This window comes from Dactylosporangium darangshiense (assembly GCF_039537565.1).
Classification (GTDB): Bacteria; Actinomycetota; Actinomycetes; order Mycobacteriales; family Micromonosporaceae; genus Dactylosporangium; species Dactylosporangium darangshiense.
In genome coordinates this window covers 78,313-94,844 of the sequence record NZ_BAABAT010000006.1, presented here as the reverse complement: position 1 = coordinate 94,844, position 16,532 = coordinate 78,313, and the positions used below count along the sequence as shown (strand labels likewise).

Annotated in this window: 14 protein-coding genes; 9 read left to right on the top strand and 5 right to left on the bottom strand. The window is 71.3% G+C overall.

Annotated elements, in window-relative coordinates; genetic code table 11:
- Nucleotides 1–56: 56 nt before the first annotated feature.
- The 5 genes from pcrA to ABD901_RS14445 all read left to right on the top strand — a co-directional run bounded on the left by pcrA (nucleotide 57) and on the right by ABD901_RS14445 (nucleotide 6,875).
- Nucleotides 57–2,456, top strand: a complete 2,400-nt coding sequence (pcrA, locus tag ABD901_RS14465; protein WP_345126147.1) for a DNA helicase PcrA — start codon at nucleotides 57–59, stop codon at nucleotides 2,454–2,456.
- 215 nt (nucleotides 2,457–2,671) lie between these two features.
- The gene (gene icmB, locus ABD901_RS14460; protein ID WP_345126144.1) at nucleotides 2,672–3,067 is read left to right on the top strand and encodes a coenzyme B12-dependent isobutyryl CoA mutase small subunit; all 396 of its coding nucleotides are present in this window, start codon (nucleotides 2,672–2,674) and stop codon (nucleotides 3,065–3,067) included.
- A gap of 375 nt (nucleotides 3,068–3,442) precedes the next feature.
- Nucleotides 3,443–4,618 (top strand): ADP-forming succinate--CoA ligase subunit beta, encoded by a 1,176-nt coding sequence (sucC, locus tag ABD901_RS14455; RefSeq protein WP_345126142.1) that lies wholly within the window; start codon nucleotides 3,443–3,445, stop codon nucleotides 4,616–4,618.
- Nucleotides 4,619–4,623: 5 nt separating this feature from the next.
- On the top strand, nucleotides 4,624–5,511 hold the full coding sequence (gene sucD / locus ABD901_RS14450) for a succinate--CoA ligase subunit alpha (RefSeq protein WP_345126140.1): 888 nt from the start codon (nucleotides 4,624–4,626) through the stop codon (nucleotides 5,509–5,511).
- A 62-nt stretch (nucleotides 5,512–5,573) separates the two neighbouring features.
- Nucleotides 5,574–6,875: a cell division protein PerM gene (locus ABD901_RS14445; protein WP_345126138.1), complete on the top strand. Its 1,302-nt coding sequence runs from the start codon at nucleotides 5,574–5,576 to the stop codon at nucleotides 6,873–6,875.
- Between the two features lie 35 nt (nucleotides 6,876–6,910).
- Here the strand turns inward: ABD901_RS14445 and ABD901_RS14440 are convergent, their stop codons facing one another.
- Nucleotides 6,911–7,531: a DUF4190 domain-containing protein gene (locus ABD901_RS14440; RefSeq protein ID WP_380137914.1), complete on the bottom strand. Its 621-nt coding sequence runs from the start codon at nucleotides 7,529–7,531 to the stop codon at nucleotides 6,911–6,913.
- A gap of 231 nt (nucleotides 7,532–7,762) precedes the next feature.
- Between ABD901_RS14440 and purN the strand changes: the two genes are divergently transcribed.
- The gene (purN, locus tag ABD901_RS14435; protein WP_345126135.1) at nucleotides 7,763–8,377 is read left to right on the top strand and encodes a phosphoribosylglycinamide formyltransferase; all 615 of its coding nucleotides are present in this window, start codon (nucleotides 7,763–7,765) and stop codon (nucleotides 8,375–8,377) included.
- Nucleotides 8,370–9,902, top strand: coding sequence for a bifunctional phosphoribosylaminoimidazolecarboxamide formyltransferase/IMP cyclohydrolase (purH, locus tag ABD901_RS14430; protein ID WP_345126132.1), 1,533 nt, complete (start codon nucleotides 8,370–8,372; stop codon nucleotides 9,900–9,902). Before purN ends, purH begins: the two co-directional genes overlap by 8 nt.
- 22 nt (nucleotides 9,903–9,924) lie before the next feature.
- On the opposite strand, the gene ABD901_RS14425 is transcribed toward purH, so the two are convergent.
- Nucleotides 9,925–10,629, bottom strand: coding sequence for a serine hydrolase (locus ABD901_RS14425; RefSeq protein ID WP_345126128.1), 705 nt, complete (start codon nucleotides 10,627–10,629; stop codon nucleotides 9,925–9,927).
- A 244-nt stretch (nucleotides 10,630–10,873) separates the two neighbouring features.
- On the opposite strand from ABD901_RS14425, the gene ABD901_RS14420 reads away from it, so the two are divergent.
- A complete protein-coding gene (locus ABD901_RS14420) occupies nucleotides 10,874–11,743 on the top strand; it encodes a bifunctional methylenetetrahydrofolate dehydrogenase/methenyltetrahydrofolate cyclohydrolase (RefSeq protein WP_345126126.1) in 870 nt (289 codons plus the stop codon).
- A 497-nt stretch (nucleotides 11,744–12,240) separates the two neighbouring features.
- Here the strand turns inward: ABD901_RS14420 and ABD901_RS14415 are convergent, their stop codons facing one another.
- Both ABD901_RS14415 and ABD901_RS14410 read right to left on the bottom strand, forming a co-directional pair.
- Nucleotides 12,241–13,803, bottom strand: a complete 1,563-nt coding sequence (locus tag ABD901_RS14415) for a PQQ-binding-like beta-propeller repeat protein (protein ID WP_345126123.1) — start codon at nucleotides 13,801–13,803, stop codon at nucleotides 12,241–12,243.
- A 32-nt stretch (nucleotides 13,804–13,835) separates the two neighbouring features.
- On the bottom strand, nucleotides 13,836–14,444 hold the full coding sequence (locus ABD901_RS14410) for a CGNR zinc finger domain-containing protein (RefSeq protein ID WP_345126120.1): 609 nt from the start codon (nucleotides 14,442–14,444) through the stop codon (nucleotides 13,836–13,838).
- Nucleotides 14,445–14,484: 40 nt separating this feature from the next.
- On the opposite strand from ABD901_RS14410, the gene ABD901_RS14405 reads away from it, so the two are divergent.
- On the top strand, nucleotides 14,485–14,898 hold the full coding sequence (locus ABD901_RS14405) for a hypothetical protein (RefSeq protein WP_345126117.1): 414 nt from the start codon (nucleotides 14,485–14,487) through the stop codon (nucleotides 14,896–14,898).
- A gap of 414 nt (nucleotides 14,899–15,312) precedes the next feature.
- On the opposite strand, the gene ABD901_RS14400 is transcribed toward ABD901_RS14405, so the two are convergent.
- Nucleotides 15,313–16,530, bottom strand: a complete 1,218-nt coding sequence (locus ABD901_RS14400; RefSeq protein ID WP_345126115.1) for an NADP-dependent isocitrate dehydrogenase — start codon at nucleotides 16,528–16,530, stop codon at nucleotides 15,313–15,315.
- Nucleotides 16,531–16,532: the final 2 nt, after the last annotated feature.

Here is a 16,532-nt window from a genome sequence, read left to right as displayed (position 1 = left end):
TTGGGACGCGTCGGTTTTCGGCCACCAGTACGACCGGGCATAGACTCGCCTCTGCGATGCATGCTCTCTTCGAGGTACCCCAGTCCCGCCCGCCGCAGCCCGAGGCCCCGGCGGCGCAGCCCCGTCCGCCCAAGCGCGACCTGCTGGACGGGCTCAACGGCCCCCAGCGCGATGCGGTGACCCACGAGGGGCAGCCCCTGCTCATCGTGGCCGGCGCCGGATCCGGCAAAACGAAGGTGCTCACGAGCCGCATCGCCTACCTGCTGGCGGCGCGCAACGTGCACCCGGGCGAGATCATCGCCATCACGTTCACCAACAAGGCCGCCGGCGAGATGAAGGAGCGGGTCGCCAACCTGGTCGGCAACCGCGCCCGGCTGATGTGGGTGTCCACCTTCCACTCGGCCTGCGTGCGGATCCTGCGCGCCGAGCACGACCACGCCGGGCTCAAGTCGACCTTCTCGATCTACGACGCCGACGACTCGCGCCGGCTCATGCAGCTCGTCGCGCGCGAGCTCGACCTCGACCCGAAGAAGTACCCGGCCCGCGGCCTCGCCACCCAGGTGTCCAACCTCAAGAACGAGCTCATCGACCCCGAGGCGTTCGCCGGCACCGCGAAAGGGCCGGCGGAGCGGGCGCTGGCGGAGGCCTACACGCTGTACCAGCAGCGGCTCACCGAGGCGCACGCGCTCGACTTCGACGACCTGATCATGCGCGTGGTGCACCTGCTGCAGAGCCACCCCGAGGTCGCCGAGAGCTACCGCCGCCGGTTCCGCCACGTCCTCGTCGACGAGTACCAGGACACCAACCACGCGCAGTACATGCTGGTGAAGGAGCTGGTCGGGGACACCGGCGAGCTCTGCGTGGTGGGCGACGCCGACCAGTCGATCTACGCGTTCCGCGGCGCCACGATCCGCAACATCCTCGAGTTCCAGCGCGACTACCCCAACGCGCACACGATCCTGCTCGAGCAGAACTACCGCTCCACGCAGACGATCCTCAACGCGGCCAACGCCGTCATCGGGCGCAACAGCGACCGCAAGCCCAAGCGGCTGTGGAGCGACCAGGGCGCCGGCGAGCAGATCGTCGGCTACGTCGCCGACACCGAGCACGCCGAGGCCGACTGGGTCGCCCGCGAGATCGACCGGCTCTCCGACAACGACGGCGTGCGCCCCGCGGACGTGGCCGTGTTCTACCGGACCAACGCGCAGTCCCGCGTGTTCGAGGAGATGTTCATCCGCTTCGGCCTGCCCTACAAGGTCGTCGGCGGCGTGCGCTTCTACGAGCGCAAGGAGGTCCGCGACGCCCTCGCGTACCTGCGCTCGGTGGTCAACGAGGACGACACGGTCAGCATCCGCCGCGTGCTCAACACCCCGCGCCGCGGGATCGGCGAGCGCGCCGAGGCGTGCATCGAGGCCCTCGCCGGCCGGGAGAAGATTTCCTTCGGCGCCGCGCTGCGCCGAGCCGGCGAGGCGCCCGGCATCTCCACCCGCGCCGTCAACGCCATCGGCGACTTCGTGTCCCTGCTCGACGAGCTGCGGGCCATGGCCGAGACGGCGATGCCCGAGGAGGTGCTGGAGGCCGCGCTGGAGCGCTCCGGCTACCTCGGCGAGATCGAGGAGAGCACCGACCCGCAGGAGGCGGGCCGCGTCGAGAACCTGCAGGAGCTCGTGAGCGTCGCCCGGGAGTACACGGAACGCACCGAGGCCAACGTCGCCGTCGCGGCCGAGCAGGGCGACGCGACCGCGGTGCCCGGCCCGAGCGTCGCCGGCTTCCTGGAGCAGGTCTCGCTCGTCGCCGACGCCGACCAGATCCCCTCCGACGACCCCGACCACACCGGGGTCGTCACGCTGATGACCCTGCACACCGCGAAGGGCCTCGAGTTCCCGGTCGTGTTCCTCACCGGCCTGGAGGACAGCGTCTTCCCGCACCAGCGGGCCATGAGCGACCGCAAGGAGCTCGAGGAGGAGCGCCGCCTGGCGTATGTCGGCATCACCCGCGCCCGCCAGCGCCTCTACATCTCCCGGGCGGTGACCCGCTCGGCCTGGGGCCAGCCGTCCTACAACCCGCCGTCGCGATTCCTGGAGGAGCTGCCGCCGGAGCTCGTGCGGTGGGAACGCACCGACGCGGCGTACACGAGCTGGTCCGGCCGCGCGGGCGTCGGCGGCCGCGGCTCCGGCGCCACCCAGACCCGCACGTCGTCGTTCGTCGGCGGCACGCCGAAGGCGTCGCAGCTGGCCGCGAAGCTGGGCCTGGACGCGTCGAAGCTGTCGACGGCGAGCGAGCTGCAGCGCGACGTGCCGTCGCTGTCGGTGGGCGACCGCGTCAACCACCAGCGCTACGGCCTCGGCCGCGTCCTGGCGGTCGAGGGCGCCGGCCCTCGGGCACAGGCCCAGATCGACTTCGGCGACCAGGTGATGTGGATCGTCCTGCGCCATGCCGCGGTAGAAAAGATCTAAGCGGGACTCGGGCCGCGTCACTATCTGACCGTTGTTCCCACCAGACACCGGTCGATGCTGGCGCATCTCCCTGCCACCTCCGCGGTGCCAAGGACAAACCCCGAACGGGTGGTCACGTCGTCGTGGTTCCTTGCTGCGGTACCTTCGGATCGGACCCGCGACGGTGCGAGTCCGAGCCCAATGGCCGCCACGAACGGCCGGGAAGGGACGTGAGGATGAGCGCGCGGACCCGCGTCGTCATCGCCAAGCCTGGCCTCGACGGACACGATCGAGGCGTGAAGATCGTCGCCCGCGCGCTGCGGGACGCCGGCATGGAGGTCATCTACACCGGGCTGCACCAGACGCCCGAGCAGATCGTCGAGACCGCGATCCAGGAGGACGCGGACGCGGTGGGGCTCTCAGTGCTCTCCGGAGCGCACATGACGCTGTTCCGCCGGGTCATCGAGCTGCTCGCCGAGCGCGGCGCCGCCGACGTGACCGTCTTCGGCGGCGGCATCATCCCCGACGAGGACCTGCCCGAGCTGCAGAGGCTCGGCGTCGCCCGGATCTTCACGCCGGGCGCCACCACGCAGTCGATCGTCGAATGGGCTCAGGAAAACCTCAAAAACTAATTGGTAGCGGCCGATCGCGACCGCCATCAGAAAATACAAAGGGTAGGGGCCGGACGCACCCCTCACACGTCCGGCCCCTCTATCGCGCAATGCCCCGCCGCCACCCCTCGGCCGACAGGGCAAAGGCCGTTTTGGGGTCGGCCCTACCCGCGGGGCTTTCCTCGTGGGCGGGCCGACACTGCTTTCAACGACGCCCCGCCGAAGCGGTTACGCGCTCACAGCCTTGTCCCCCGGAAGTGAGAACTCGAGGGCGAGTGGAATCGGGCACATCGCCGAACCCGCGCGAAGCTCGCCGGTGCCGGCGCGGCTAGGCTGCGATCGTTGAGCCGTCCTCGCGATGGGGCAGGCGGCACGGTTGACGGAACGGGACCAACTGTGGACCTGTACGAGTACCAGGGGCGCGCCCTCTTCGCGAAGCACGGCTTGCCCGTGCTTGGCGGCGGTGTCGCCGAGACCCCTGAAGAGGCCCGGGCGATCGCCGAAGAACTCGGCGGCCGGGTCGTCATCAAAGCTCAGGTGAAGGTCGGCGGCCGCGGCAAGGCGGGCGGCGTCAAGCTGGCGGAGAACGCCGACGAGGCGACCGCGCACGCGACCAACATCCTCGGCATGGACATCAAGGGCCACACGGTCCACAAGGTCATGGTCACCACCACGGCCGACATCGCCGAGGAGTACTACTTCTCCTACCTGCTCGACCGCGCGAACCGCACGTTCCTGTGCATCGCCAGCGTCGCCGGCGGCATGGAGATCGAGACCGTCGCGCACGACGCGCCGGAGAAGGTGGCCAAGGTCGCCATCGACGCCGTGCAGGGCGTCGACGAGGCGACCGCGCGCCGGATCGTCGAGCAGGCCCAGTTCCCGGCCGACGTCGCCGACCAGGTCGTGGCGATCGCCGTCCAGCTGTGGCAGGCGTTTCTCGCCGAGGACGCCACGCTCGTCGAGGTCAACCCGCTCGCGAAGACCACCGACGGCACCGTGCTCTGCCTCGACGCCAAGGTGACCCTCGACGCGAACGCCGACTTCCGCCAGCCCGACCACGAGGCGCTGGAGGACAAGGCCGCGGCCGACCCGCTCGAGCAGGCGGCCAAGGAGAAGAACCTCAACTACGTGAAGCTCGACGGCAACGTCGGCATCATCGGCAACGGCGCCGGCCTGGTCATGTCGACCCTCGACGTGGTCGCCTACGCCGGCGAGGGGCTGGGCAGCAAGCCCGCCAACTTCCTCGACATCGGCGGCGGCGCCAGCGCGCAGGTCATGGCCAACGGCCTGGAGATCGTGCTCGGCGACCCCGACGTGAAGAGCGTCTTCGTCAACGTCTTCGGCGGCATCACCGCCTGCGACGCGGTCGCCAACGGCATCGTGCAGGCGCTGCAGCTGCTGTCGGACCGCGGCGAGGCGGTCACCAAGCCGCTCGTGGTCCGCCTCGACGGCAACAACGCCGAAGAGGGCCGCCGGATCCTCGACGAGGCCGCCAACCCGCTGATCGAGCGGGTGGACACGATGGACGGCGCGGCCCGCCGGGCCGCCGAGCTCGCAGCGAGTGGGGTGTAACGACCATGGCGGTATGGCTGACCGAGTCCAGCAAGGTCATCGTCCAGGGCATGACCGGCGCCGAGGGCTCCAAGCACACCCGGCGCATGCTCGCCGCGGGCACCGACATCGTCGGCGGCGTCAACCCGCGCAAGGCGGGCCAGCAGGTCGACTTCGACGGCACGAAGCTGCCCGTCTTCGCCAGCGTCCAGGAGGCGATGGAGCAGACCGGCGCCGACACCAGCGTCATCTTCGTCCCGCCGGCCGGCACCAAGTCGGCCGCGCTGGAGGCGATCGACGCGCAGATCCCGCTCGCCGTGGTCATCACCGAGGGCGTGCCGGTGCACGACACCGCCGCGTTCTGGGCGCACGCCCGGGCCACCGGCAACAAGACGCGGATCATCGGCCCCAACTGCCCGGGCATCGCGAGCCCCGGCAAGTCCAACGCCGGCATCATCCCCGCCGACATCACCGGCCCCGGCAAGATCGGCCTGGTGAGCAAGTCGGGCACGCTGACGTACCAGATGATGTACGAGCTGCGTGACATCGGCTTCTCGACGGCCATCGGCATCGGCGGCGACCCGGTCATCGGCACGACGCACATCGACGCGCTCGCCGCGTTCGAGGCCGACCCGGAGACCGCCGCGATCGTCATGATCGGCGAGATCGGCGGCGACGCCGAGGAGCGGGCCGCCGAGTTCATCAAGGCCAACGTGCGCAAGCCGGTGGTCGGCTACATCGCCGGTTTCACCGCACCGCCCGGCAAGACCATGGGCCACGCCGGCGCGATCATCTCCGGCTCGGCGGGCACCGCCGACGCCAAGAAGCTCGCGCTGGAGGCGGCCGGCGTCGCCGTCGGCAAGACGCCGACCGAGACCGCCAACCTCATGCGGGACATCGTCACCGCGTTGTGAGTGCAAGTCCGGACGGCCGGGGTTAGTGACCGGCCGTCCGGACTTTGGCAGAGTAAAGGCCGATGCCGACCACCCCAGACGAACCGGACGAGGGAGCGCAGACCAGGCTCGCCGACCGCGAGGCCGTCCGCCTGCCCATGCAGCGGCGCTCGGTCCGCGGCAAGGCCCCGTCGCGCCGCCCCGCCCGGCGCGCACCGCTGGCGCTCGCCGCCGTGGTCAACTCGCTGTGGGCGGCCCTCGTCTCGCTGGTGCCGACCCTCGCCGTGGCCTGGCTGCTCTTCGCCCTCGACAGCTCCGGCACCCCGGTGGGGCAGGTGCTGCGCCTCGGCCTGGCCGGCTGGCTGCTCGCGCACTGGGTGCCGCTGCTGACCGGCATCGGCCCGGTCAGCCTCGCCCCGCTGGGGCTCACCCTGATCGCCGCCTGGCGGGTGTACCGCGCCGGCGTGCACACCGCGCGCGCCATCGGCGCCCGGGCCCGCCCGCGCGGCGCGCACTGGTCGCCGTGGCCGGCCGCGCGCGCCGGGCTTGCCGTCGGGGTCGTCTACGCCCTGCTCGGCGCCGCCGCGGCCCTCATCGCCGGGCGCAAGGGCATCGAGGTCTCCACGGTCCGCGCCGCGTTCACGTTCGCCGCGTTCGGCCTCGTCGCCGGCTCGCTCGGCGCCTTCGCCGAGGCCCGCGGGATCGCCCGGCTGGCCGCGCGTACGCCCCGGGTGATCCGCGACGCGACCCGCACCGGCGCCGTCGCCGCGCTGCTCGTGCTCGGGGCGGGCGCGGCCACGACCGGCATGGCGGTCGCGTTCAGCGGCGGCGACGCGAGCCAGATCCTCGACGACTACCACACCGGCATCGCCGGGCAGGTCGGCCTCGTGGTGGTGTGCGGGTTCTTCGCGCCCGACGTCACCGCGTGGACGTCCAGCTACCTCGTCGGGCCCGGCTTCACCATCGGGTCGGAGACGTTCATCAGCGCCGCGCACGTGACGGTGGGGCCCCTGCCCGCCGTACCACTGCTGGCCGGTCTTCCTTCGACTCCGGCGACCGGCTATGCGCCGCTGCTGCTCGGGCTGCCCCTGCTCGCCGCCCTCGTCGCCGGCTGGCTGCTGGCCCGGCGGTCCCTGCGCAACGACCCCGACCGCCCGTGGTTCCCGCTGCTCGGCGCCGCCGTGCTGGCCGGGCCGGTCGCCGGGGTGCTGCTCGGGCTCGTGTGCGCCGCCGCCAGCGGCTCGCTCGGCGCCGGAGGCCTGGCCGACATCGGGCCGCACTCCGGCGCCGTCGGGTTCGTCGCCATGTTCATGATCTCGATCGGCGCGCTGCTGTCCACGACCGCGACCAAGCTCGCACTGCGCGCGAAAAGGGCGCGCGAGTAGCTCGCGCGCCCTTTGTCGACGGGCTCAGGCCCCGATCACGGGTACGAGTACGACCCGACGCTCAGGTTGAAGGCCAGCGACGCGATCAGGATGATGAGCCACAGGCCGACGGCCACGCCGCCGCAGATGATGCCGGCCATCGCCTGGCCGCGGTTGTTCGCGACGCCCTGCTTGACCTTGTTGAGGCCCAGGTAGCTCACGACCACGGCGGCGATGCCCAGCGGCAGGCCGATCGAGAAGCAGCACAGCAGCGGGATGGCCGCGATGCCCAGGATCATGCCGACGAGGCCGAGCGTGTTCTGCGGCTGCGCGCCCGCGTAGCCCTGCTGGGGGTAGCCGGCGGCCGGGTAGGCGCCGCCCGAGGTCGGGTATGCCCCGCCGGACGTGGGGTAGCCCCCGCCCGAGGTCGGGTACGGCTGGCCGGAGACCGGCGGCTGCTGCGGCTGCGCGTACGGGTCCTGGTAGGCGGGCTGCTGCGGCTGGGCGTAGGGGTCCTGGTACGCCGGCTGCTGCGGCTGGGCGTAGGGGTCCTGGTACTGCGGCTGCTGCGGCTGACCGTACTGCGGCTGCTGCGGCTGGCCGTACTGAGGCTGACCGTAGGGGTCCTGGCCGGGCTGCTGCCCGTACGGATCCTGGCCCGGTGGTGGGTAGCCCATGGCAATGGCTCCTAAGGCTGGGGACGACTCAGGTTACGTGGTGGTTCGCACCAGGGTAGTCCCGAGGGGATACGGAACCACGGCAGCCTACTTGCCCCGATCAAGTCTCTGCACTGCTTAACGGGTGGAGTATCGATAACTGGACCGCATTCTCCTGGCATTTGTCCGGGTTCATCCGCTGTTGGGTGTCGGCCCGCCGCTGAGCAGGGCCGACCCGGTCGATACAGTTTCGTGGTGACAGTTCGGCTTGTCGTGCTCGTGTCCGGATCCGGGTCGAATCTGCAGGCTCTGCTCGATGCCGCCGAGGACCCGGCGTACGGCGCCGAGGTCGTCGCGGTCGGCGCCGACCGCCCCGGCATCGAGGGCCTCGCACGTGCCGAGCGCCGCGGCGTGCCGACGTTCGTCGCCCGGGTGGGTGACTTCGCCTCGCGCGACGCCTGGGACGAGTCACTGCTGGAGCAGGTGTCGCGGTTCGAGCCGGACCTGGTGGTGTCGGCCGGGTTCATGAAGCTCGTCGGGCCGCGCTTCCTCGGGCGGTACGAAGGCCGCTACATCAACACACACAACGCTTTGCTCCCGGCGTTTGCGGGTATGCACGGCCCGCGCGACGCGCTCGCCTACGGCGTCAAGCTCGCCGGTGCGACGCTGCACTTCGTCGACAGCGGCGTCGACACCGGGGCGATCATCGCGCAGGTCGCGGTGCCGGTCCTCGACGACGACACCGAGGACTCGCTCCTGGAGCGGATCAAAGTAGCCGAGCGCCGCCAGCTGGTCGACACGGTCGGGCGGATGGCGCGCGAAGGCTGGACCGTCAACGAACGAAAGGTCAGGCTGGGCCGTGGCTAACCGCCGTCCTATCAGGCGCGCGCTCATCAGCGTGTACGACAAGACCGGGCTCGAGGAGCTGGCGCGGGCGCTGGCCGGCGCGGGCGTCGAGCTGGTCTCCACCGGCACCACCGCGGGCCGCATCGAGGCGCTCGGGCTGAACGTGACGCGGGTCGAGCAGCTGACCGGCTTCCCGGAGACGCTGGACGGGCGGGTCAAGACCCTCCACCCGCGGGTGCACGCGGGCCTGCTCGCCGACCTGCGGCTGGAGTCGCACGTCGCGCAGCTGGCCGAGCTGGGCATCGAGCCGTTCGAGCTGCTGGTGTCCAACCTGTACCCGTTCACCGAGACGGTCGCCTCCGGCGCCTCCGACGACGAGTGCGTCGAGCAGATCGACATCGGCGGCCCGGCCATGGTCCGCGCCGCGGCCAAGAACTTCCCGAGCGTCGCGGTGGTCACGTCGCCCGCTTCCTACGATTCGGTACTGCAGGCCATGGCCGACGGCGGCTTCACGCTGGACGAGCGGCGCACCCTGGCCGGCCAGGCGTTCGCGCACATCGCGGAGTACGACGTCGCCGTCGCCGCCTGGTTCGCCCGCGACGACCAGCAGTTCGCCGGCACGGCACTGCGCCAGGCGGCGACGCTGCGCTACGGCGAGAACCCGCACCAGGCCGCCGCCCTCTACGTCGACCCCGCCGCCGCGCCCGGCCTGGCGCAGGCCGAGCAGCTCGGCGGCAAGGAGATGTCCTACAACAACTACGTCGACGCCGACGCCGCCTGGCGCGCCGTGCACGACTTCACCGACCCGTGCGTGGCGGTCATCAAGCACGCCAACCCCTGCGGCATCGCGATCGGCGCCGACGTCGCCGACGCGCACCGCAAGGCGCACGCCTGCGACCCGGTCAGCGCGTTCGGCGGCGTGATCGCCGTCAACGGCCCGGTCACCGCCGAGCTGGCCGCGCAGATCGCCGAGATCTTCACCGAGGTCGTGGTCGCGCCGTCCTACGCCGACGACGCCCTCGAGCTGCTCACCGCGAAGAAAAACCTGCGGGTCCTGCGCGCGCCCGCGTGGAAGCCGGAGTCGATCGAGCGGCGCCAGATCTCCGGCGGGGTGCTCGTACAGGCCCCCGACCGCATCGACGCCGAGGGCGACGGGCCGAAGCACTGGAAGCTCGTCACCGGAGAGCCCGCCGACGCCGACACGCTGCGCGACCTCGAGTTCGCCTGGCGGGCCGTGCGCGCCGTGAAGTCCAACGCCATCCTGCTCGCCTCGGACGGCGCGACGGTCGGCGTGGGCATGGGCCAGGTCAACCGCGTCGACTCGGTCCGCCTGGCGATCACCCGCGCGGGCGAGCGCGCCGCCGGCTCGGTGTGCGCCTCCGACGCCTACTTCCCGTTCCCGGACGGCCCGCAGACCCTGATCGACGCCGGCATCCGGGCGATCGTGCAGCCCGGCGGCTCGATCCGCGACGAGCTGACCATCGAGGCCGCGCGGGCGGCGGGCGTCACGATGTACTTCACCGGCACCCGCCACTTCTTCCACTAGCCCCGGGCGTTACCGCCCCGGTCTACGGCAACGTGACCGGGGCGGGCACCTTCGCCCCGAAGTACGTCGCGACCGCGTCGCTGACCGCGTGCGCGCCCTTCTCGAGCGTCCCGCCCGGCTGCTGCTCGTACATGGCCGAGACCACGTAGCGCTCCCCGTCGCCGGCGAACCCGACCGTGTGCGTCACCCAGACGTTCTTGCCGTCGACGGGCTTCTCCGCCCACCCGTCCTTGTTCCCCGGCTTGAACCCGGACCCGGCCGCCCAGACCCCCCAGTGCTGGTTGCTGGCGACCTTCCGCAGCGTGCTGACCAGATACGACCGGCTGGTCGCATCCGTCTTCTCCAGCACGTACGTCATGAGATTCTGCAGATCCTCGGCGCTGCACCGCAGGTTGCGCCAGAACGTCTCGTACCCGTCGATGACCGCGAGACTGCCCATCCCGAACTTCGACCGGAACCGATCGAGCATCCCCGGCCCGTCATACTTGTTCCACAACGCCGTGGCCGCGTCGTTGTCCGAGTTGATCAGCGCCTTGTCCAGGTTCGCCTTGTCGGTGGCGTCGAGCGTGATCTGCTTACCCTGGTTGCGTTCGAGCAGATCGGTCGCGATGGCCAGCTTGATCGTCGACGCCGTCCAGGTGGTGGCCTTGGTGTCCCCGGCCTTCCACACGGCCCCCGTGACCCGGTCCCGCACGATGATCCCGAACGTCCCCGACAGCTTCTGCACGAACGCAGTGGCCTGCGCACTCTGATTCTTCGCACTGGGCCCCGGCGACGCACCGCGACTCCCGAGCCCGGCAACGGCCCCCGGCTGCTCCTCAACCTGCCGCCCCTGACTCCCGGCCACGACAGGCTGCTGAGTGTCCTGAGGGGCCTCATGGCCACAACCAGACAATGCGATCAGGGTGAAGAGGGCGACAACGCAGCGCCGGACCAGCACGCCCTGCACTCTAATGGCAGGATCGGAAGCCGTGACGGCAACGATTCTCGACGGTAAGGCAACCGCGACCGCCATAAAGGACGAACTGCGGGCCCGCGTGAAAGCCTTGACCGACGCCGGCGTCGTCCCCGGCCTGGGCACCATTCTGGTCGGCGACGACCCCGGCAGCCACGCCTACGTCGCCGGCAAGCACCGCGACTGCGCCGAGGTCGGCATCGCCTCCATCCGCCGCGACCTCTCCGCCGCCGCCACCCAGTCCGAGGTCGAGGCCGCCGTGGCGGAGCTGAACGCCGACCCCGCCTGCACGGGCTACATCGTGCAGTTGCCCCTCCCGAAGGGCCTGGACGAGCAGCGCATCCTGCAGCAGATCGACCCCGACAAGGACGCCGACGGCCTGCACCCCACGAACCTGGGCCGCCTGGTCCTGAACATCCCGGCCCCTCTCCCGTGCACCCCGAACGGCATCGTCCAACTCCTGCGCCGCTACTACATCCCCATCAACGGCGCCGAACTGACGGCAATCGGCCGCGGCACAACGGCCGGCCGCCCACTGGGCCTGATCTTCACCCGCAAGTCGGAGAACGCGACGGTCACCCTCTGCCACACCGGCACCCGCGACCTGCCCGCCCACACCCGCAACGCCGACATCGTGATCGTCGCCGCCGGCTCGCCCGGCCTACTCACCCGCGACATGGTGAAGCCGGGCGCCGCGGTCCTCGACGTCGGCATCAGCCGTGCCGTCGACGAGTCGGGCAAGCCCCGCCTGGTCGGCGACGTCGCCCCCGACGTGGCCGAGGTCGCCGGCTACCTGGCCCCCATGCCCGGCGGCGTGGGCCCCATGACCAGGGCAATGCTCCTGACCAACGTCGTGGAACTAGCTGAACGCGGGTCCTCCCGCTAGCCCATCCTGCCCGGCCGATCGTGCCGGACGCTCGTACCGTCGGCCGATGTCATCCCGCGCCCGCGCCCGCGCCGCGCCACCCGGACCCCCTCAAACCCACGGCGTCGTGCCCGGACACGAGCAGGCGCTCTGTGCTCATCCGGTGGCCGGCGCACGTCGAAAGTCCAAGCGCCCATGCACGATCAACCTGACCTGCGCATCGCGGACCCGAAGCCGGTCTCGATCAGACCGCAACCGGTGCACCTGGGTCCTCGGGCCGACCGGGCAGGCGTGACGCGGTGCTCACCTCGAACCCGCCGCCGCGGCATTTGCAGTCCGCCCGCACAGACTCGTCCCGACGGCCGACCACCCCACCAGGTCCGACGCTGCAGGCCTGCGCCACCGCGGGGCGATGCAAAGCGGCCGTGTCGCCTCTATGGGGGCCGGGGCGGCATGCCTGTGGTGTCTTTTTTGCCGAGGCCCGGGCGGTCGCCGCGCACCTGGTCGTGGACGAGCCGTCAGGTGATGCTCAGGTACAGCTGCGTGGCCTTCTCCTCCCTCGTCGCGATGACGGCGTGTGAGCCCGAGGCGGCGATCGACGCCTGCGGGCAACGCGTGGCGCAGGCGACCGCGCGCTCCTCCTTCGTCGAGCCGTCCGCCGCCGAGACGGTGAGCAGCCGCAGGGCGCCGCCCGGGTTGCGCCACAGCACGTACGCCTGGCCGTCCGCCGCGGCGCCCGCGATCGGCTGGTAGCCGCCGAGGCCCGCCAGTCCGACCTTCCACTTCGAGGCCCCCGTCCGGGCCTCGACCGCGGCCAGGTGCGGCTGGTCACCGTCGGAGCTGGCGTAGATCAGGCTCGCGCCGGCGGGCACAGCGAGCGCCCCGGCGGCATCGTGGCGGGCGCCGACCGAGCCCGTGCCCGCGTCCATGTACGTCGCCCGCTGCGGCGCCGGGCCGGTCAGCGTGACGAAGCCGGACTCCGTGAAGTACACCCGAAGCTCCGTGTTCCCGCGCTGGATGGCGTGCCACGACCACCGCTCCACCCCCGACTCCGCGGCCAGCCCGACGGCCACGTCGTCGACGCCCTGTGCCCGGCAGCGCAGCGCGACCGCGACGGTCTCGGCGGATCCGGCCAGGTCGGTCACGTCGCACGCCGCGCCGTCGCGGGCCGGCGTCCAGCGCCAGCGCTGCGCGCCGTTGCGCGCGTCGATCCCGAGCAGATCTCCGGCGCCGGCGCCCACCCCGGACAGCACCGCCGTCCGCCCCGCGGCGTGCACGGTGGCGATCTTCCCCGACTGGTACCGCTGGGAGAACCGCTGCGCCCCCGTAGCCGTCTCCAGCCCGGTCACCAGGACCCCGTCATCGGTGGCGAATGCGACCACGACGCCGTCGTCGACCAGCCCGGCCGCCTGGCTGGGCAGGTCGGAGCGCAGGTACTGCCAGGCCGTGGCACCGCTGCCGAGCCAAATCGCCCGAATCCCGTCGCTCGCCCGGAGCACCGCCAGATCGCCCCGCACGCCGACCAGCTCGACGCCGGTGAACGGCATCGACGTGACGACGGCCTGCGTCGCGGGCGCGGCCCCGGCCGTCGTCGCGTCGACGAAGCGCCCCTCCCGCGCCCAGTCGACGGCGAGTCCGCCGGCGAGCATCAGCACGACCACCACTGCGGCGACCGCGGTCCACGCCCGCCAACCGCGGCCCGGCAGCGCGCCGGCGCCGGTGACCACGAGCGCCGCCCAGCCCAGCACGAGCGCGACCGACCCGACGACCGTGAGCGGCCCGCCGAGCCCGATGCCGGCGCTCGGCTCGACCAGCCGCGCGAGCGCCGTCGCGATCACCGCCGCGGCCGCGCCCGCCACCCCCGCCACCGTGGCGATGTGTCGAGATCGTCGCGGCTCCGTGCGCGCATACGCCATGCACAGCGCGCTCAGCAGCGGCCCGAGGAACGCGATCCCGGCGATCGTGACCAGGTCCGGATGCCGGGCGCCGACCACGGTCCACGGCAGCGCCAGCCCGGCGATGGTGGCGACCATGCCGAGCCCGATGACGACGAAGCCTGCGGCGCGTGCGAGGAGATTCACGAGGACAGGATGACGGGTGGGTGCGACGGTTTTCATTCGGGCCGGTGGCGTCGCTTCTGACGGTAGGCGGCTGACTTCGCTCTGTTCTGACAGGCGAGCGAGCAGAAGCGGCGGCTTGCGTTCTTTGTCGAGTCGAGGTAGTAGGCGTCGCAGGCGTCCGCCGAACACTGGCCGAGCCGGTGCGTCTGCCGCGTGCCGACCAGGAACGCCAGCGCCGTCGCCGACTCCGCGGCCCATGCGTCGACGATCGGCGCCTCGGCGGCGTGAAACGCCAGTTGCGGCGGTCCGCCGGGTTCCGCGTGCAGATTCGGTACCGCACCAAACTCCGCAAGCACCGTGTTCAACGCAAACGAGGCGGTGAGCAGGTCGCCGGCGATGCACGCGTCCACGGCGATCAGCAGGCGCCGCGCCACCGACATCAGATCGTCGACGTCGGCCGAGGACAGCTCGTGATGGCGCATCAGCGCGTTGGCGGCCAGGTCGGCGAAGGCGTCACCGAGCCGCGCGTCGCCGGACGTCCGCCGCCCCTGTCTGGACTCGATGGCGAGGTCGTTGACGAGGGTCAGGCACAGTTCGACATACGCCGACACGTAACTGTCTATCTCGGCTTGACCGGTGATGCCCCCAGCGCCTATCGTCACTGCCATAGCCTAACAAGGCAGTGACGGGGGAGGTCCGAAAATGCAGTTCGAGTTCACCGACGCCGGCCGCATCCTGGCCGGGATCGCATTGCTGTCGATCGTCACGATCGAGTTCGGCGGCTACTTCATGACCAAGATCGTGCGTGGCGCAGTCCCGATGACCCCGTTCCAGCAGGCCTTCGCCCGCGCCGGCCACGCCCACGCGGGCGTCCTGGTCACGCTGGGCCTGGTCGGCGTCCTCTACGCGGACCTGGCCCGCCTCGACGGCGCGGTCGGCTGGCTCTCCAGGGTCGGCATCCTGGCGGCCGCGATCCTGATGCCGGGCGGCTTCTTCGCCTCGTCCGCCGGCAAGAACCGGACGACCCCCAACGGCGCGATCATCATGGTCTGGATCGGCGCGGCCTGCCTGGCGGCGGGCGCCCTGAGCCTCGGTATCGGAGTCCTGACGAGCTGACCGACCCCGCGCCGTGGACGCGGCGGTGACAACGCCGCGGCGCTGCCGCGACCGGACGGCGAGCGCCCTGAGCCCTGGCGTCGGAGTCCTGACGAGTTGGCCGACCCCGCGCCGTGGACGCGGCGGTGACGACGCCACGGCGGTGCCGCGACTGACGGGACTGCCGCGACCGGTCGGGGCTGCCGCGGCGCCGTCGCGACCAGCCGGCGACCGGCGGGCGACGCGCGGCCGGCGGGCGACCGGCGGCGGCACACTAGGGCAGCGTCAGGCGTGTAGCTGCGGCGGCCTGGCGTAAGCGTAGGCGGCGCGCGTGCCCGGCTCGCGGCCAAGCCCAAGCCCAAGTCAAGGCGACTGACTGGCTAAGACGACTTCGGCCCCGTCCTCGGGTGAGGGCGGGGCCGGGAGTCGCGGTGATCAGGCGCCGAGGCGCTTGGCCAGGTTCTGGTCCAGGGCGTTCATGAACTCGTCCGTCGTCAGCCACGGGGCGTCGCGGGAGATGAGCAGGGCCAGGTCCTTTGTCATCTGGCCGGCCTCGACGGTGTCGATGCAGACCTGCTCGAGGGTGTTCGCGAAGTTCGTGACCTCGGGGGTGCCGTCGACCTTGCCGCGGTGGGCGAGGCCGCGCGTCCAGGCGAAGATCGACGCGATCGGGTTCGTCGACGTCTTCTCGCCCTTCTGCCACTGGCGGTAGTGACGCGTGACAGTGCCGTGCGCGGCCTCGGCCTCGACCGTCTTGCCGTCCGGGGTCATCAGCACGCTGGTCATGAGGCCGAGCGAGCCGAAGCCCTGCGCCACGGTGTCCGACTGCACGTCGCCGTCGTAGTTCTTCGCGGCCCAGACGAAGCCGCCCTCCCACTTCAGGGCGGCGGCGACCATGTCGTCGATGAGGCGGTGCTCGTAGGTCAGGCCGGCCTGCGCGAACTCGTTCTTGAACTCGTTCTCGAAGACCTCGGCGAACAGGTCCTTGAAGCGGCCGTCGTAGGCCTTCAGGATCGTGTTCTTGGTCGACAGGTACACCGGGTAGCCGCGGTCCAGGCCGTACCGGAACGACGCGCGAGCGAAGTCGCGGATCGAGTCGTCGAAGTTGTACATGCCCATCGCGACGCCGCCGCCGGGGAAGTTGGCGATCTCGAACTCCATCGGGGCGCCGCCGTCGGCCGGGGTGTACGTCACCGTGACCTTGCCGGGGCCGGGCACCACGAAGTCGGTCGCCTTGTACTGGTCGCCGTGGGCGTGGCGGCCGATGATGATCGGCTTGGTCCAGCCGGGAACGAGCCGCGGCACGTTCGACATGATGATCGGCTCGCGGAAGACCACGCCGCCGAGGATGTTGCGGATCGTGCCGTTCGGCGAGCGCCACATCTTCTTGAGCGAGAACTCCTCGACGCGCGCCTCGTCGGGCGTGATCGTCGCGCACTTGACCCCGACGCCGTACTGCTTGATGGCGTTCGCGGCGTCGACCGTGACCTGGTCGTCGGTCTGGTCGCGGTACTCGATCGACAGGTCGTAGTACTTCAGATCGACGTCGAGGTAGGGCAGGATCAGCTGCTCGCGGATCTGCTTCCAGATGATCCGGGTCATCTCGTCGCCGTCGAGCTCGACGACAGGGTTGTTTACCTTGATCTTCGCCATCG